This is a genomic window from Cloacibacillus porcorum, assembly GCF_001701045.1.
In the GTDB taxonomy this organism is placed as follows: Bacteria; Synergistota; Synergistia; order Synergistales; family Synergistaceae; genus Cloacibacillus; species Cloacibacillus porcorum.
In genome coordinates, this window is record NZ_CP016757.1 from 130,549 (window position 1) to 146,879 (window position 16,331).

At 55.4% G+C, this 16,331-nt stretch carries 15 protein-coding genes; 11 read left to right on the forward strand and 4 right to left on the reverse strand.

The window, feature by feature from the left end; translation table 11 throughout:
- The first annotated feature begins 77 nt into the window (after positions 1-77).
- From BED41_RS00570 to BED41_RS00585, 4 genes are all read left to right on the forward strand, one after another.
- The gene (locus tag BED41_RS00570; protein WP_066741724.1) at positions 78-1,247 is read left to right on the forward strand and encodes a 2-methylaconitate cis-trans isomerase PrpF family protein; all 1,170 of its coding nucleotides are present in this window, start codon (positions 78-80) and stop codon (positions 1,245-1,247) included.
- Between the two features lie 11 nt (positions 1,248-1,258).
- Complete coding sequence (locus BED41_RS00575; protein WP_066741727.1) at positions 1,259-2,698, forward strand: aldehyde dehydrogenase family protein; 1,440 nt, start codon at positions 1,259-1,261, stop codon at positions 2,696-2,698.
- A gap of 175 nt (positions 2,699-2,873) precedes the next feature.
- Positions 2,874-4,130 (forward strand): 3-isopropylmalate dehydratase large subunit, encoded by a 1,257-nt coding sequence (locus BED41_RS00580; RefSeq protein ID WP_168160198.1) that lies wholly within the window; start codon positions 2,874-2,876, stop codon positions 4,128-4,130.
- Positions 4,131-4,145: 15 nt separating this feature from the next.
- On the forward strand, positions 4,146-4,673 hold the full coding sequence (locus BED41_RS00585; RefSeq protein ID WP_066741732.1) for a 3-isopropylmalate dehydratase small subunit: 528 nt from the start codon (positions 4,146-4,148) through the stop codon (positions 4,671-4,673).
- A 237-nt stretch (positions 4,674-4,910) separates the two neighbouring features.
- Here the strand turns inward: BED41_RS00585 and BED41_RS00590 are convergent, their stop codons facing one another.
- Both BED41_RS00590 and BED41_RS00595 read right to left on the reverse strand, forming a co-directional pair.
- Positions 4,911-5,762 (reverse strand): MurR/RpiR family transcriptional regulator, encoded by an 852-nt coding sequence (locus BED41_RS00590; RefSeq protein ID WP_066741733.1) that lies wholly within the window; start codon positions 5,760-5,762, stop codon positions 4,911-4,913.
- A 254-nt stretch (positions 5,763-6,016) separates the two neighbouring features.
- Complete coding sequence (locus tag BED41_RS00595; protein WP_229712354.1) at positions 6,017-7,378, reverse strand: MATE family efflux transporter; 1,362 nt, start codon at positions 7,376-7,378, stop codon at positions 6,017-6,019.
- A gap of 430 nt (positions 7,379-7,808) precedes the next feature.
- On the opposite strand from BED41_RS00595, the gene BED41_RS00600 reads away from it, so the two are divergent.
- From BED41_RS00600 to BED41_RS00610, 3 genes are all read left to right on the forward strand, one after another.
- Entirely contained in the window at positions 7,809-9,275 is a 1,467-nt protein-coding gene (locus BED41_RS00600; protein ID WP_066741739.1) for a Na+/H+ antiporter NhaC family protein, read from the forward strand.
- Positions 9,276-9,537: 262 nt separating this feature from the next.
- Positions 9,538-10,062 carry a PepSY domain-containing protein gene (locus BED41_RS00605; protein ID WP_066741747.1) on the forward strand — a complete coding sequence of 175 codons (525 nt, stop codon included), beginning with the start codon at positions 9,538-9,540 and terminating at the stop codon, positions 10,060-10,062.
- A gap of 69 nt (positions 10,063-10,131) precedes the next feature.
- Positions 10,132-10,836: a response regulator transcription factor gene (locus BED41_RS00610; RefSeq protein WP_084002151.1), complete on the forward strand. Its 705-nt coding sequence runs from the start codon at positions 10,132-10,134 to the stop codon at positions 10,834-10,836.
- On the opposite strand, the gene BED41_RS00615 is transcribed toward BED41_RS00610, so the two are convergent.
- Both BED41_RS00615 and BED41_RS00620 read right to left on the reverse strand, forming a co-directional pair.
- Positions 10,826-11,698 (reverse strand): IS3 family transposase, encoded by an 873-nt coding sequence (locus BED41_RS00615; protein WP_157102220.1) that lies wholly within the window; start codon positions 11,696-11,698, stop codon positions 10,826-10,828. The genes BED41_RS00610 and BED41_RS00615 overlap by 11 nt on opposite strands.
- Positions 11,692-12,135: a transposase gene (locus BED41_RS00620; protein WP_066741749.1), complete on the reverse strand. Its 444-nt coding sequence runs from the start codon at positions 12,133-12,135 to the stop codon at positions 11,692-11,694. Before BED41_RS00620 ends, BED41_RS00615 begins: the two co-directional genes overlap by 7 nt.
- A 119-nt stretch (positions 12,136-12,254) precedes the next feature.
- On the opposite strand from BED41_RS00620, the gene BED41_RS00625 reads away from it, so the two are divergent.
- The 4 genes from BED41_RS00625 (at position 12,255) to BED41_RS00640 (ending at position 16,276) form a co-directional block, all read left to right on the forward strand.
- Positions 12,255-13,607 (forward strand): HAMP domain-containing sensor histidine kinase, encoded by a 1,353-nt coding sequence (locus BED41_RS00625; protein WP_066748718.1) that lies wholly within the window; start codon positions 12,255-12,257, stop codon positions 13,605-13,607.
- 132 nt (positions 13,608-13,739) lie between these two features.
- Positions 13,740-14,582: a hypothetical protein gene (locus tag BED41_RS00630; RefSeq protein ID WP_066741751.1), complete on the forward strand. Its 843-nt coding sequence runs from the start codon at positions 13,740-13,742 to the stop codon at positions 14,580-14,582.
- Between the two features lie 76 nt (positions 14,583-14,658).
- Positions 14,659-15,432 carry a protein-ADP-ribose hydrolase gene (locus BED41_RS00635; RefSeq protein WP_066741754.1) on the forward strand — a complete coding sequence of 258 codons (774 nt, stop codon included), beginning with the start codon at positions 14,659-14,661 and terminating at the stop codon, positions 15,430-15,432.
- Complete coding sequence (locus tag BED41_RS00640; RefSeq protein WP_066741756.1) at positions 15,383-16,276, forward strand: SIR2 family NAD-dependent protein deacylase; 894 nt, start codon at positions 15,383-15,385, stop codon at positions 16,274-16,276. The genes BED41_RS00635 and BED41_RS00640 overlap by 50 nt, the downstream gene beginning before the upstream one ends.
- The last annotated feature ends 55 nt before the right edge of the window (positions 16,277-16,331 follow it).

Here is a 16,331-nt window from a genome sequence, read left to right on the forward strand (position 1 = left end):
AAAGCGGCTGAAGCCCTCACGGGATTATTGATACACGCCGCAATAGACAAATTGCATCAGGAAAGGGAGGCTGCGTTATGAAGCCGAATACAAAAATACCGTGCGTTTTCATGCGGGGCGGAACGAGCAAGGCGCTGTTCTTTCATGAAAAAGACCTGCCGGAAGACGAAAGCCTGCGCGACAAGATAATATTGAGCGCGCTGGGCAGCCCAGACGTCCGCCAAATTGACGGCATGGGCGGCGGGACGACGACGACAAGCAAAGTCGCCATAATAAAGAAAAGCTCCCGGGAAGGGGTGGACATAGACTACACTTTCCGTCAGGTGAGCCCCGAAAGCTCAATCGTAGGCAAGACGATGAACTGCGGGAATATATCTTCGGCCGTGGGTCCATTTGCCATTGATGAAGGACTTGTGGAGGCGGTGGAGCCCGTCACAAGCGTCCGGGTTTTCAACACGAACACCAATAAGCTTATGGTCCTGCACGTTCCCGTCGGGAACGGACGCGCTTTGACGGAGGGAAATTTTGAGATAGACGGCGTGCCGGGTACCGGCGCTAAGATACAGATAGAATTCAGCAATCCTCAGGGAGCGGTGTCGGGCAGGCTGCTGCCCACCGGCAGCCCGCTTGATACGATCGTCATCGACGGAAAGACCTATGAATACTCACTTTTGGACGTAGGCAACCCCACCGTATTTGTGCGCGCCGAGCAGTTCGGCCTCAGCGGGCTCGAGCTTCCGGCTGAATTTGAGGCGCTGCCCAACAGCGGCGAAATATGCAGGCTTCTTGAGATAATCCGCGGCACATGCGCCATTTCACTGGGCCTCGCGAGCGACCTTGAAGATGCGGCGGTCAACAGCCAAACGCTGCCGAAAATCTCCCTCTGTACGACGTCGAAGGACTATACCGCGGGCGACGGCCGCCTCATCAAAAAAGAGAGCGTCGACTATGTGGGGCGGATGTTCTCCCTGGGTATGAAAATGATTCAGGCGCACATGGCCTTACCGGGAATTTGCGCGCTGGCGGCGGCCAATCTTCCCGGCTCCGTGATCAACAGGCTGCTGCACGAGAGTTCATGCGGCGGGGCAAAATTCGAGAGCCTACGCATCGGCCACCCATTCGGCATCATGGAGGTCGACGGACGTTTGGCGGAAAACGCCGAAGGCGGATACGACGTCACCTGCGGGATGATCGGCCGTACCGCCAGACGCCTGATGGAAGGTTTCGTATATGTACGGGAAGGGTAGGTAATACAAAGATGAGAGAATATAAACTTTATATCAACGGCGAGTGGATAGAGACAGAGACCGGTAAAATCGTCGACGATCTGAACCCGGCGGATGGTTCGTTGTTCGCGCGCGTTCACACGGCGGGTAAAAAAGAGGTCGAAGCCGCGCTGGCGGCGGCGGAGGGTGCGTTTGCGGGATGGTCCTCGCTCCTTGCGAGCCAGAGAGAGAAGATACTGCTGAAAGCCGCCGATAATATCGAGGCGCTGCGGGAAGAGGCGATCGAGATACTGATCGAAGAGGCGGGCTCTACCTTCATGAAGGCAAACGGAGAGGTCACCGCCTCCGCGAACACACTCCGCGTCGCGGCGGGAGAATGCCGCCGGGCCGAAGGAGAGGTCCTTCAGCCGACGTCTAATGGGCAGCTTTCCCTCGCGGTACGCGTGCCGCTCGGCGTAGTCGCGGCGATCGCGCCGTTCAATTTCCCGATCAACATCACTATGAAAAAAATCGCTTATGCGCTGGCCATTGGAAATACCATAGTCCTGAAACCAGCCTCTTACACCCCCGCGACGGGTTATCTCGTCGCCAAGGCCTTCGAGATGGCCGGACTGCCGGCCGGCGTGCTGAACGTCATTCCGGGGCCGGGAGGCATAGTCGGCGATATCCTGGTAGAGGACCCCCGCGTCAAATGCGTGACCTTTACCGGCTCCAGCCCCGTAGGACGCGGCATTGCGGCAAAGGCCGCCAAGAATCTGAAAAAATACGCGCTGGAACTGGGCGGCAAGAACCCTCTGATCGTACTGAAAGATTTCGACGCGGCTAAGGCCGCCGAACTGGCCGCTTACGGATCCTTCTACAATCAGGGACAGACCTGCATAGCCACCTCGCGTATCATTGTGGAGGAACCTCTGTACGATGCTGTTTGTGAACAAATGCTCAAACAGGCGAAAAACTTCAAGGTCGGCGACCCGCACGAGAAAGATACGCTCGTCGGTCCGCTGATCGATCCATCCCAGTGTGATTTCATTGACGGGCAGATCAGAGACGCCCTCTCTAAAGGCGCCAAAGTCCTCTGCGGCGGCACGCACGAAGGCTCCTTCTTCCAGCCCACCATTCTCGCGGATGTGACGCCGGAGATGGATATCTTCTATCAGGAAAGTTTCGGCCCTGTCGTCTCCATTTTCCGCGCGAAGGACCCGGCGCACGCCCTGGAGCTGGCGAACGATAACGAGTACGGCCTTTCGTCGAGCATACTGACCAACGATTTGAATCTTGCCATTCAGCTGAGCCTCAAGATGCAGGCCGGGATGGTCCACGTCAACGACTCGACGGTCGTCAGCACGAGCTGCACCGCTCCGTCGGGAGGCGTAAAGATGAGCGGCTTCGCCAAGGAGAGCGGAAAGTTTTCCGTGGACGTGTACTCGGAGCTTAAATGGGTGACGCTCCAATACGCGGATAAAAAAAGATAATATAAATACAGGTCCGTCGCGGAAGCCGCCCCGTGAGGGGAAATAAGCGGTATAAATCAGCTTTTGGCGGCGTCCGCGGCGGGACCGGCGAGGCGGTAAAATTTCTAATGCCGCGCATGATACTTTTCTAAAAATAGAGCAGCCTTTACCCTACAATGTGTTTGGAGGTATCAGTTTGAAAACTTTGACTGAAAAAATATTTGCCCGTGCTTTGAAACGAGAGACGGTTAAGGCAAACGACATCGTCAACGTTCCCGTAGATCGTCTGCTTATCAACGACTTTGTCGGCGCGATCGTTTTCCGCCATTTTGAATCGCTGGGCGCGGAGGCGGTGGTAAATCCGGACAACATATTGCTCGGCATAGACCACCGCATCCCTCCGGCGGAGATAAAGTTCGCCGACAGCCTTAAATTCTGCCGGGATAAGTGCAGACAGTACCACATCGAACGTTTTGCGGAGATCGGACGGCACGGCATCGGACATCAGCTGATGGTCCAAGATTTTGTCCTGCCGGGAGAGGTGGCTCTGGGGACGGATTCGCATTCCACCATGTACGGCGGCATCGGCGCATTCGCGACCGGCATTACCTCCTCCGACGCGGCCATCATTATGGCTACCGGGGAAATATGGCTGCAGGTCCCGGCATCGATCCGTGTAAATGTACGCGGTCAATTAAATAAGGGCGTAACGGCCAAAGATCTTTCTCTTAAAGTCCTTACGCTGGCGCCTCTCCACACGTTTATCTATAAGGCGATAGAGCTTGGCGGAGAGGGCATCGAGGCGCTTAGCATCTCCGGCCGTTTGGCCGCCGCCAACATGCTGGCGGAAACCGGCGCGAAGAATATTATCATGGCCGCGGATGAAAAGACGGCGGCGTTTATCGGAAAACCATCCGGCGAGCTGCAGATGGACAGGCCGGACGCGGATGCGCAGTATGAAACGACATATGAAGTCGATGCCTCGGAGCTGCCGCCGCTGCTCTCCTATCCGCATACGCCTGAAAACGTAAAACCAATCGGCGAGGGGGCGGAGGGGCTGCCGATCCACCAGGCCTTCATCGGCTCCTGCGCTAACGGACGTATTGAAGATCTCGAACAGGCGCTCGAAATTTTACGCGGCCGCAAAGTGCATAAAGACGTCAGGCTGATCGTAGTGCCGGCTAGCCAGAAGGTTATGCTGGAGGCTACGCGCCGCGGCCTTGTGGAAGAACTTCTTGTCGCCGGGGCGGCGATAATGACCCCGAGCTGCGCCTCCTGCGCCGGCTCCGGCCCCGGGCTCATCGGCGCGGGGGAACGCTGTATCAGCACGACGAACCGTAACTTCAAAGGGAGAATGGGCAACACGGAATCCGAGGTCTTTCTCGGCTCCGCCTATGCGGTTGCCGCCGCGGCCGTTTGTGGTTATATCACCGATCCCAGGCAATTCCTTTAAGGGGGGAAGATAACCGTGAAAGAGATTATAACCGGCACCGTGTGGACATGCGGTGACAATGTTTCGACATATCATATCATCGGGAAAAAACGGTGGACCTTGACGGGCGTCGACCAGGAAGAACTGGGGAAATGGGCCTTTGAAGGCGCCGTCAAAGAGATTGAAGACGTCCCGTTCGGTTTTCGTGACCTCGGATATACCATCATCGTGGCGGGACATGATTTTTGCGGCGGCGGCAAAAGCATAGAACATCCTATCGCGGCGATGCAGGGCGCGGGCGTGCAGCTGATACTGGCGGAATCTTTCTCCCGTTACGGGTTTCGAAACGCTATCAACAGGGCGCTGCCGGCCATTACCTGTCCTGGGATCGGCAAAGTTTTCAAAACGGGAGACCGCTTGGAGGCCAATCTGCTGACAGGTGAGATCAGCAACCTCACGACCGGCGGACGAATCTCGGGCATCCCGCTTTCAGACTATATCCTCAAGTTGATCTCCGCCGGCGGCCTGCTTCAGTATTATCGCAACATCCTGCGTCAAAAATAGCTTAAACCGGCGCTCTCCGAAGCGGCGGGAGGGCCTCGCGGTGCGGTATCGGAAAAGGTATCATAATATCTTGCGGCAGGAGGGGCGGCTGGGCCTTCCCCTCCTGCCGCTCCTCCGCTGTAAATCAGAAAAAACCGGTTTAGAGCGGTTTAATAATTTTGAAGCGGCAGCGGCCATCAGGGGAGCTGTTTCCCCGGGGCCGGCAGACGATTTTCATTATGGGATTATCCTTACGCGCTACTGTATATAATAGTCGGACTTGCTCAGGATGTCGTTGGCAATGTCCAGACGTGGCTTAATGATCGAAGCGTACCTTACTGACGCTACGTTGATCAGGCAGTCGACGAGCATCATCGCGGAAAGCGGTGAATTATGAAATCCCAAGCTGCTGCATAAACAGGGCAGGGTGATGTCCGAGTATTCGGCAAACGGCGAGGTGAAGCTGTCGGTTACCATTACCACCTTGGCCTGCGCCTGGTGCGCCAACTTGACAAACTGCAGCAGCCTATTGGCGTAGCGGGGAAAGCTGATCGCAAAGACAAGATCCGTCGGCCCGAGGCAGGGGATAATTGTCGACCAGACGGGAAGATTGTCAGCGTGTATTATCTGGCAGTTACCAAACATGCGGGACAAAAAGCTGTACATATACTGCGCGACCATTATCCCGCCTCTGGCGGTCGTTATATAGATCATGGGGGCGGAAACTATTTCCGCGACCACGTTGTCGAGGGTCTCTTGGGGTATCAGTTCGAAGGTGTTCTGTATGTTATTCAGCTGTTTGTCGTAGCATCTGCCCCACAAATCGGAGAGGTCGAGATCTTTGAGATTCACTTCAAGACGTGTCTTTGGGTTTACCTTGTTTCTCAGCACCTCTTGCAATGCCCTCTGGAAATCCATATATCCCTTATAGTTCAGGAACGTCATTAAACGCATAATCGTCGTCGTGCTCGTCCCCGCGGCGTTGGCAAGCTGATCAACGGTAAAAAAGGCCGTGTCGAAGGTGTTTTTAAGGATAAAATCCGCGACCTTCTTCTGTGCCGCCGTCATATTGTTTATCCCATTTTTCAGTTTTTCAATGGGTCCATGCATTAAAAGATCTCTCCCCGTCTGGGCGTTAAGCACGAAATACTGCCATCACATCATGCGTATCTTCTACTTTATTAAAAACTTTTTCTTTATAACTTATACCCGAAGTGAACGTTAGTGTCAAGAGAAGTTAGCAATATCACTTTCTGTAAGTTTGCCATATAGAGCATGGAAATTATGATGTTAAAGTAAATGCAGTAAAAAGTCTTAGAAGTGAAAGATTGGAAGCTTTTATCCCGCCGCCTTTACGGCGCGCATCAGTCGCGCAGCGCCCGGTGCGGAGAGTTTTTTCTTGAATAGAGGCTATGCGTGCAGCGGATCATGTAATAGACCACCGCGGCGGAGACCAGCAGTTCGGTGATGGGCATCGCGAGCCAGAGGGCCCGGGCTCCCGCGGCGGCGGGCAGAAAGAGGATCAGCAAACCGCTGACGAGCATACCGCGCGAGACGGAGACGAAGAAAGATATCTCCGGCCGCATCAGGGACTGGAAGTAATAGGTGGAGAAGATATTCAGCGGCAGCAGCAGGAACGAAAGGCCGTAGCAGCGGATGATGAAGGGCGCTATCGAGAGCACCATCTCCGTCGGGGCCATGAAGATACGGATAAATCCGTTGGGAAAGGCCAGCGCCGCGGCGGTCCAGGCGATGCTGAAAAAGGCCGCCGTCGCGAGGGCGTACCGCAGCGTGGCCCTGATGCGCCTCCACCTTCCCGCGCCGAAATTTATCGAGATTATCGGCTGCGACGCCTGTCCGATGCTGTAGGCGCAGCACTGGACGACCGTGCTGATGTTGACGATCACGCCGTAGACGGCCAGCGCCTCCGTGCCGGAGTAGCGCATGATCTGGCGGTTGAAAAGCACCGTCAGTATCCCCATCGCGATATCGATGAAGAAGGTTGAAAAGCCGGTGACGGTGATCTTCCGCAGCTTTATGAGCAGGTTTCGCGGCCTCACCAGCCGCAGCGTATTCCTCTTCGAGAAAAAGTGGCCCAGCATCGCCGCGAGGGTGAGCGCAGCCCCGATCGCCGTCGCGAGCCCCGCCCCCATGATGCCCATATCCAGGGTAAAGACGAAAAAATAATCTCCCGCGACGTTGAAAAGCCCGCCGAAGAGCACCGCGGCGGTGGCAAGCCCCGGGCTGCCGTCGTTGCGCAGGAAGGCGGCCAGCATCTGGTTGAAGATGAATACCGGCACGGCGAACTTCACCGGCCACAGGTACTGCCGCGCAAGCGGCAAAAGCGTCTCGTCCGCGCCGAAGAGCAGGAGCATCCGCCTATCGAAAAAAACGATAGCCGCCCAGCTGAGGGCTGAGAAAATCACCGTTCCGATAAATGCCGCCGAGAAATAATCGTTCGCGCCGCTCCCACCCGTGCCGCCCTGTCCCCTGGCGACGCTGAACAGCACGCCGCCGCCGATCCCCGCGAGCAGCCCGAGGCTGTAGATGATATTCCAGACGGGCGCGACGACGGCCAGCGCCGCCGTGCCGTCGGGCCCCTGGTACTGGCCGACGATCGCCATGTCCACGATGCCGTAAATCGAGCTGATCATCGCACTGCCGAAGGCCGCTCCGAGATATCTGAAATATATGGCGCTGATCCTGCCGCGCAGTAAATCCATCATAATCCTCCTCAAAAACAAAGAGCCGGATAAGAGAACAGGCGTCTCAGCCTGTCACCTTATCCGGCTCGTCATTTCCAATGAATGATTCGCCCTCCGAGTGAGCATTGAAGTTTATAACATCAAAGGGCGGAAATATCAAGCGGCGCGTGCGTTTTTTCTGTTTCTAACCTATATCGTGGTTTTTTCGCAAATTAATTGTTATTTTTAAAATATATTTGAAAATTAATTAATTTAAATAGGTAATTTTACTGACTTACGGAAGGGGATCATGAAATATAAATGAAGAAGGATCGCAGTGTAAAACATTGTATACATGAAAGACGGCCTTTAGAGAGGGGGCGGAAAGATATATCCAGCACCGGCGGTATGAATAAAAATTTTAAATAGTTTTTCTCTGGGTTACGGAAACAAGAAAGGGGATATTAAGCGTATGAAAGATTTGCTGAAACTGACGCCAATTTGCGTGATCGCGGGCCTTATGCTATCGGGAATGGACATCCTTATCGCCGCGCCGCTCTCTTTTATGTATGCCTCTATCGTAGCTATGGCGGTGGATCATTACAAATTCCAGGAACTTGTGGACGCCGCTCTTGACAACCTTAAGCACTTTCTTATCGTGTTTCTTATTCTGGAGCTGGCCTACGCCGTCGCCGAATGCTTCATGTCCACCGGCGTGGCCGCATCCGTAATCAACATGTCGCTCGCCGCTGGCCTTGACGCGCGTACCATCGCAGTCGTCGCCTTCCTGCTGACCTGCGTGCTTTCCACGGCTACTGGCACCTCCTGGGGCACCTTCGCCGCCTGCGCGCCGATCTTCCTATGGCTTAACCATATCGTCGGCGGCAATATATTGCTCACGATCGGGGCGATCGCCGGAGGCTCCTGCTTCGGCGACAACATCGGGCTTATCTCGGATACGACGATCGTCAGCTCCGGCATCCAGCAGGTCGAGGTCATCAAGCGTGTGCGCCATCAGGGCGTCTGGTCGCTGCTCTGTCTCGTCAGCGGCGCGATAGTGTTTTATGTCGCCTCGCTGGGATTCTCCGGCGAAGCGGCGCAGGCCGCGGACGCCATCTCTCAGATCCCAGCCGACGTGTGGCAGAAGCTTGGCGAGGAACGTCCTTCGGCCGTAACGCTGCTTGAGCTTGTCAAGACTGGCGTCCCCTATTACATGGTCATTCCCCTCATCATCGTCATCGCGACCGCGGTCATGGGCTACAGCACTCTCATCTGCCTGGGCTCCGGTATCTTCTTCTCGCTGGTATTTGGGCTGATCTCCGGCACCGTGACGAGCCTTAACGCGTTCTTCGAGGTAGTTTACACCGGTTTCTCGGACGCGGGCGGCTGGTCCATCGCGATGATGCTCTGGGTAGGGGCCTTCGGCGGCGTTATGCGTAAGATGAACGCCTTTGACCCGATAGCCGTCCTGATCGCGCGTATGGTGCATAAGGTACGCCACCTGATGTTCGCGAATTCGGTACTATGCCTGCTCGGCAACGCCGCCCTTTCCGATGAAATGGCGCAGATTGTTACCATCGGCCCGATTATCAAAAACATTACGGAGGAAAATGTCGTTGGCTCCAAGGAGGATATGTACACGCTGGCTCTGAGAAACGCCACCTTCTCGGACGCGATGGGAGTTCTCGGCTCGCAGCTCATCCCGTGGCACTGCTATATGGGATTTTTCCTCGGCATCAGCGCCTCCGTCTATCCGCTGGCCTCCGGCATCACTGCGGGCGACATCATCTCGCACAACTACTTCTCGATGATCGCCGTAGCCTCCATGCTGATCCTCACCTTCACCGGCTGGGACCGCTATATCCCGCTCTTCAAACTACCCACGGAGCCCAAAGTCTATCTGAAAAGCGAAGCGGCGCAGTTCGAAGGCAAAGAATAATAATATTAACAGGCGCGGTTCCGGAACCGCCGCGCCTTTAATATAAACAGGGGACTCCCCCCTGCCGGCAATGCCTCGCCGGCAGGGGGAGTCCTTTTTTGCACAGTCCTCCAAACGCAGGATATCAGGCTGGCGGCGAGGGGTTTTTTGCCTACGTAAAAGGGCTTTGCTAAATCCCGTCTAAATCTTAATGATTTTCTAATAATTCCCCGATATACTTATATCAATGAGATTTTTAAGATATGCCAAGGAGGAAACGGATATGAAAAAGATCATCAGTTTAGCCGCGATCGCGGCGGTTGCGCTCTCTCTGGGGATGGCGGCGGTCTCGGCGGATGCCGCGAAGCTGATCGGCGAGGCGCGGGCGAAGGAGATAGCGCTGAAACATGCCGGCGTAGCGCCGCAGCAGGCCCAGTTCACAAAGATGAAGCTCGACAAGAAGTACAGCCACACGGAGTATGAGCTGAAATTCTATGTCGGCGGCACGGAGTATGAGTACGACATAAACGCGGAGACGGGCGAGGTGCTCAAATTCTCTCGTGAGGTGAAGAATCACGGCGCGCCGCAGAACGCGGGAAACGCGGGGCTGATCGGCGAGGCGAAGGCCAGAGGCATCGCCCTGTCGCGGGTACCCGGCGCGAAGGAGAGCGACATCCGAAAGTTCAAGCTCGACCATGACGACGGCAGACAGGTCTACGAGGGCGAGATTTTTTACAATATGAGAGAGTATGAGTTCAAGATCGACGCCAAGAGCGGCGAAGTGGTCAAGTGGGAGATCGACGGCTAGAGGATTTCCAAAGGGAGGAGCGGCGACCGTTCCTCCCAATCCTCTTTGCCGTAAAAGGACGGCTTTTTTATGAAGATACTTGTCGCGGAGGACGAACGGGATCTGAACCGCCTGATCGCCAAGTCTCTCGAAGAGGCGGGGCATTGTGTGGACCGCTGCTGCGACGGCGGCGAAGCGCTGGATTTTATCCGTGCCTCGGAATATGACGCGGTAGTGCTCGACGTGATGATGCCCGTAATGAGCGGGCATGAGGTCGTCAGCCGGATGCGCGCGGAGGGCAGCGCCGTGCCGGTGCTCTTTCTGACCGCCCTTGACGGCGTCGACGACCGGGTCAAAGGGCTTGACCTCGGGGCCGATGATTATTTGATAAAACCCTTTGCCTTTCCAGAGCTGCTGGCCCGCCTGCGGGCGATCACGCGCAAGTACGCGGAGACGAAGAGCACGCTGCTGAGGGTTGGCGGGCTGGTTCTTGATACGGCTTCGCATCGGGTGTCGCGCGACGGCAGGGAGCTCTCCCTCTCGGCGAAGGAGTTTGCCGTTCTTGAGTTTATGATGAGAAACAGCGGCGTGGTGCTCTCGCGCGAGCGGATCGAAAATAATGTCTGGAGCTATGGTTACGAGGGCGGCTCGAATGTCGTCGACGTCTATATAAGCTATCTGCGGAAAAAGATTGACGACGGCTTTGAAAAGAAGCTGCTCCACACGGTGAACAGAGTCCCGCAAACCGGACAACGCTATAAAAGCTCCCAAGGGTATCAAAAATTTATTCAATAAAGAGACTTCGATATTGCATCGGAGCCTTTTTCAATTTTATCTGTATCCTGTCGTTATTATAATACCTTATATATTCGTCTATGGCATCTTTGGCCTCCTCGTAGTTCTCCCATTTTACTCGGTTGACGAGTTCTGATTTAATGTGACTAAAGAAGTTTTCTGCACATGCATTATCCAAACAATTTCCTTTCCTTGACATTGAGACCTTGAGTCCGTATCTTTGTGTCAGGTTGAAATATGCATGGCTTGTATATTGAAACCCCTGGTCGCTGTGGAGGATTGGTCCATCAGCGACCACCTTATTATTATTTTCAAATGCTTTCTTCAATGTATCGGTTACTAACTTAATATTATTATTACGACTGATTTGATATCCCTGTATGGAATTATCAAAGAGATCTTTTATCATGGAGAGGAATATATTACCCTTTTTTGTTCGTATATATGTGATATCAGTAACCAGTTTCTGGTTTGGTCTGTCGGAACGAAATTCTCTGTTCAGGATATTCTCATAGCTGTGGATATTTCCTGACATCACTTTAAACTTTTTCTTTTTTCTTATTTCCGCTTGAAGTCCCGCTTTTTTCATAACACGCCTTACCCTCTTATTGTTTACATGAATGCCAATGAAGTTGTTGAGCCACAGAGTCATTCGCCTGTACCCATAAGTGTTTTTGTTGATATTCTGTCCCGTTCTTATTGCTTCTATGAGAGGACCGTCTTTATCTTTCATTCCACGCCGCTTTAGCCAACTGTAGTATGCGGAGCGTGATACGGACAAAAATCTACACATTCCACAGACAGAATGTTTTGTTGAAAATTCAAAAATGATCCTGTATTTAATATTTCTTTCTATCACCACCTTTGCAGCTCTAAGGCTTTTTTTAATACGTCGACCTGCATTTCCAGCTCTTTAATCTTTTCTATGCTATTTGTAACTTCCAATTTCTTATCTGGACAGTCTTGTTTTGAACTAGAAATATCCCCTTGTTCGATAAATTCCTTACACCATCGTCTTAAAAGAGAGGGACTTGAAATGTTAAAAGATGAGGTAACATCTACCATAGTACGTCCCTCTTCTAAATGAGCCGAAACAGCTTCAAGTTTTACAGCCTTGCTGTAGGTTCTTTTTTTCCTTGTATCATCCAGTAAGTCCTTCTGTCCGCTCTTATATAAAGATATCCATGTTTTAATAGAATCAGGACTAACACCAAGTTCTTCAGCAATCCGCCTTCGTGGAATTCCCTGTTTGTGCATCTCAATTGCTCTTATTCTTTCTTCCGTTTTACGTTTACGCATAGAAGATCCCCCTTTATATGTATTTAGTTTTATTATAATCCAGGGGCTTTATTTGGCTGTCCGATTTTCGGGATGCTGTTCACGGTGTGGGGCTCCGGCTGGATGCTGAAAGCGCCGGAATGAGGAATCTTTCGGTCAAGGCGCGCGTCACCATATGGTTCACGCTCCTGATGCTGCTGATCACGGCGGCCTCGCTGGGCTTTGTCATCACGGTGGGCGGCTCCATGATGGAGAGTTATTCTCTGACACGCCTCGCGGAGATGGTGAACGACAACGCGGATGAGCTCCGCTACGGTAAAAAGGGCCTTGAGGTTGACGATGATTTCGAGCCGTACGCGGGCGGCGCCTATACCCTGATCTATGACGAAGCGGGCACGCTGCTTTACGGACGCGTGCCCGCTGGCTTTAATCCGCGCGAACCTTTTCTTGAGGGCGAGCCCTACCTAGTCGGCAGCAGCGGCGGAGATTTTTACCTCTACGACCGGCGGGCGGAGGGCGGCAGGCTGTGGCTGCGGGGAGTGCTCCCCCTGTCGGCGGCCGGCGGTTTCCCGCTCGTCGCCGCACGGCTCGCCTTTTTTATCCTGCCGCTGCTCGTCCTGCTTGCCGCCGCCGGGGGTTATCTGATCGCCAGACGCGCCTTTCGCCCGATAGATAAGATCGTCGCGGCGGCGGACGCGATCAGCGAAGGACGCGACCTCTCGGCGCGTATCGGCCTGCCGCCGCGCGGCGATGAGATACACCGGATCGCCTCGTCGTTCGACAATATGTTCAGGCGGCTCGAGGCCTCTTTTGAGGCGGAGAAGCAGTTCGCCTCCGACGCCTCCCATGAGCTGCGCACGCCGACGGCGGTCATCCTCGCGCAGTGTGAGTCGCTTGAGAGAGGGGAACGCACGGCGGCGGAATACGCGGAGGGGATTGCGGCGATCAGGCGGCAGGCGCTCAAGATGTCAAAGCTCATCGGCGCGCTGCTTCAGATAACGCGCCTCGAACAGGGGACGGTCAAAGCCTCTTTCGAGCGCGCGGATCTGAGCGAACTTGTCGGCGTCGTCTGCCGCGAGTCCCGGCTCCTCTGGAGGGAGGCCGTGTTGGAGACGGAAATCGAAGAGGGGATATTCGCGGATATCGATGTGGCGCTCATGTCAAGGCTGACCGGCAATCTTCTGGAAAACGCCTTCAAATACGGCGGCGGATTGGTACGCGTCTCGCTTCACCGGGAGCATGAGAGGGTAATACTCTCCGTATCCGACAACGGCGAGGGCATCCCTCCCGCCGAGCTGGAAAAGATCTGGAACCGCTTCTACCGCCTTGAAAAATCGCGTTCCGGCGGCGGTCTGGGCCTCGGACTGGCGCTGGTGCGGCAGATCGCCGACATTCACGGCGCGCGGGTGACGGCGGAGAGCGGCGCGGAGGGCACCGTTTTCACGCTGCTGCTGCCGGTAAAATCCCAGGGATCAGAGCCATTCAAAGTCTAATAGTATCTAAAAAGTAACTACATTACAATATAGTGCTTACTTTACATAGGGAACCAACAGGATTATCTTATAGTCACAGGCCGGTGGAAAGAGGACCGGCACAAAGACAAAAGATAACAGGAGGAACCCGATATGAACAAGAACAGCTTTAAAAAAATCACCCTCGCGAAGGGTGAGATAAATCTTTATGATTTCGGCGGCGTAAAGCTTCACGCCTACAGGACCAATGATTTTCTCGCGGACGAGGTCTTTATCGTCGAGAAAGAGGGGCAGGCCGTCATAATCGAATCGCCCTGCTTCTTTGACAACGACAGGGAGCTGGAGGAATATATCGCCGGTACGGGGCTGACGGCCGCGGGATTGCTGCTTGCCTACCATATGGCGGGCGGCGGCTTTATGCCGGGCGTGAGGCGGTACGCGACGAAGCGGGCCGACGAGTATGGCCACAGCGGCGGCGGCAGGGCGCTTATCGATAATTTTACGGGGGCCTTCGGCGCGGCCTTTGACGGTGCCATACATCAGGTGACGGACTATATCGAGCCGGGCGGGGTCACGATCGGCGGTATCCGGTTCAACATTATTCCCACGCATGAGGCCTTTGACGTGGAGATACCGGAGATCGGCGCCATCTACACACACATGCTGGGCCACGACTGCCACTCGATCGTGGCGGGCGCGGCGCACGCCGAGGCGATGATCGAACAGCTTCGGGGCTTCCTCGCGAAGGGCTACAATCTGGTGCTCACCTCGCACTATACGCCGGAGGATCTGAAGGATGTCGAGACGAAGATCGCCTACCTCAGCGAGCTCAAGACGATCGCCGCCGGCTGTAGCGACGCGGCGGCCTTTAAGGCGGCGGTCAAAAAAAGGTACGGTGGTTACGGCGGGGTTCTTCTTCAAACAATGATCCGCCTATCGGTGATCCTCGGGTGCGGCGGAGATAACGGCGCGGGGAGAGGCTGCGCGGAGCCTTAGACAGGCGCCGGATAGATAAAATGTTCGTAAAAAGGCCGGCGGATCATAGAGACTGGAAAGTGAAGAGTGTGAAGATATGACACAGGAAGAACGGCTCGGCTATCTCATAAAGACGCTGGCGACGGAACAGCCGCGGTACGCCGGTTTGGAGCTTCCCGCGGACAGGGGGGAGAAACGGGCGCTGCTGCGGGCGCTCTTCAACCTGCGCCCGCCTCTGCCCGCCGACGAGAGGCTGCTTGCGGTGCAGGACGAGTATCTCGCGGAGGAGCTGAGGGCCAGAGGGACAACTTTGGCGGCGGAGCTCGCGCCGCTGTCGGGGGATATCTGTCTCTGGCAGGGCGACATCACGACGCTTGCGGCGGATGCCGTCGTCAATGCCGCCAACAGCGCGATGCTCGGCTGCTTTGTCCCCTGCCACCGCTGTATAGACAACGCGATACATACCTACGCGGGTATCCAGCTGCGGCTCGTCTGCCATGAGCTCATGGAGCGGCAGGGTCACGAAGAGCCGACGGGCGGCGCGAAGATAACCCCGGCCTTCAACCTCCCGAGCCGCTATGTGATCCACACGGTAGGCCCGATAGTTTACGCCTCGCTGACGCGGCGGGAGCGCGACGAGCTGGCCTCCTGCTACCGTTCCTGCCTGAAGCTCGCGAAGGAAAATGGCTTGAAGAGTGTCGCCTTCTGCTGCATCTCTACTGGGGAGTTCCGCTTTCCCAACGCGGCGGCGGCGCAGATCGCGGTGGATACGGTGCGGGAGTTCCTCAAAGAAGAGGGCGTCGGAATGAGGGTGATATTTAATGTATTCAAGGATATCGACCGTGAGATATACGCGGGACTGCTGCGCTGAGCCCGTGGAGAGGCTGAAAGAGGCGCTGGCGGGCGCGGAGGCCGTTCTTGTGGGGGCGGGCGCGGGTTTTTCCGCCTCCGCGGGGCTCGTCTATACGGGGCCGCGCTTCGAGGAAAATTTCGCCGATTTTATCGCGGTTTATGGTTTTGCCGACATGTATTCGGCTGGCTTCCACCGCTACTCCTCGCTTGAGGAGCATTGGGCCTATTGGAGCCGCCATATCTATCTCAACCGCTACGCCCAGCCTGTGGGGAGACCCTACCTGGAGCTGTTGGAGCTCCTGCGCGGCAGGGATTATTTCGTTCTGACGACGAATGTCGACCACCAGTTCCCGCGGGCCGGTTTTGAGGAGGAACGCCTCTTCCGCACGCAGGGCGATTATGGCCTCTGGCAGTGTTCCGTGCCCTGCCATGATAAGACATACGGCAACGAGGCGGCTGTGCGGCGGATGGTCGCCGAACAGCGCGACATGCGCGTACCGGCGGAACTGGTGCCCTATTGTCCGCGCTGCGGCGCGCCGATGTGCATGAACCTCCGCGTCGACGGCAGCTTCGTTGAGGACGCGGGCTGGCACGTGGCTAAGGCGCGTTATCTGGCCTTTTTGCGGCGCACGGAGGGTTCGCGCCTGCTCTTTCTTGAGCTCGGCGTGGGCGGCAACACCCCCGGGATCATAAAGTATCCCTTCTGGCGGATGACGGCGGCCAATCCCCACGCGCTCTATATCTGCGTGAATAGCGGCGAGGCCTTCGCCCCGAAGGAGCTTGGGGAGCGCGCCCTCTGTATTGACTGCGACATCGCCCCGCTGTTTGCCGCGGCCGTGGGCCGCGCCGCCGGCGAGGCTTAACGGGCTCTGAAATGAGAAAAGAGACTTCTCCGCTCATTCGCAGAAGTCTCTTTCT

Bases quoted from the DNA above. Each gene is read 5' to 3' on its own strand.
- BED41_RS00590 (WP_066741733.1), bottom strand. From the start codon at position 5,762: ATGCATGGACCCATTGAAAAACTGAAAAATGGGATAAACAATATGACG.
- BED41_RS00605 (WP_066741747.1), top strand. From the start codon at position 9,538: ATGAAAAAGATCATCAGTTTAGCCGCGATCGCGGCGGTTGCGCTCTCT.
- BED41_RS00610 (WP_084002151.1), top strand. From the start codon at position 10,132: ATGAAGATACTTGTCGCGGAGGACGAACGGGATCTGAACCGCCTGATC.
- BED41_RS00600 (WP_066741739.1), top strand. From the start codon at position 7,809: ATGAAAGATTTGCTGAAACTGACGCCAATTTGCGTGATCGCGGGCCTT.
- BED41_RS00620 (WP_066741749.1), bottom strand. From the start codon at position 12,135: ATGCGTAAACGTAAAACGGAAGAAAGAATAAGAGCAATTGAGATGCAC.
- BED41_RS00640 (WP_066741756.1), top strand. From the start codon at position 15,383: ATGTATTCAAGGATATCGACCGTGAGATATACGCGGGACTGCTGCGCT.
- BED41_RS00595 (WP_229712354.1), bottom strand. From the start codon at position 7,378: ATGATGGATTTACTGCGCGGCAGGATCAGCGCCATATATTTCAGATAT.
- BED41_RS00630 (WP_066741751.1), top strand. From the start codon at position 13,740: ATGAACAAGAACAGCTTTAAAAAAATCACCCTCGCGAAGGGTGAGATA.
- BED41_RS00570 (WP_066741724.1), top strand. From the start codon at position 78: ATGAAGCCGAATACAAAAATACCGTGCGTTTTCATGCGGGGCGGAACG.
- BED41_RS00625 (WP_066748718.1), top strand. From the start codon at position 12,255: ATGAGGAATCTTTCGGTCAAGGCGCGCGTCACCATATGGTTCACGCTC.
- BED41_RS00635 (WP_066741754.1), top strand. From the start codon at position 14,659: ATGACACAGGAAGAACGGCTCGGCTATCTCATAAAGACGCTGGCGACG.
- BED41_RS00575 (WP_066741727.1), top strand. From the start codon at position 1,259: ATGAGAGAATATAAACTTTATATCAACGGCGAGTGGATAGAGACAGAG.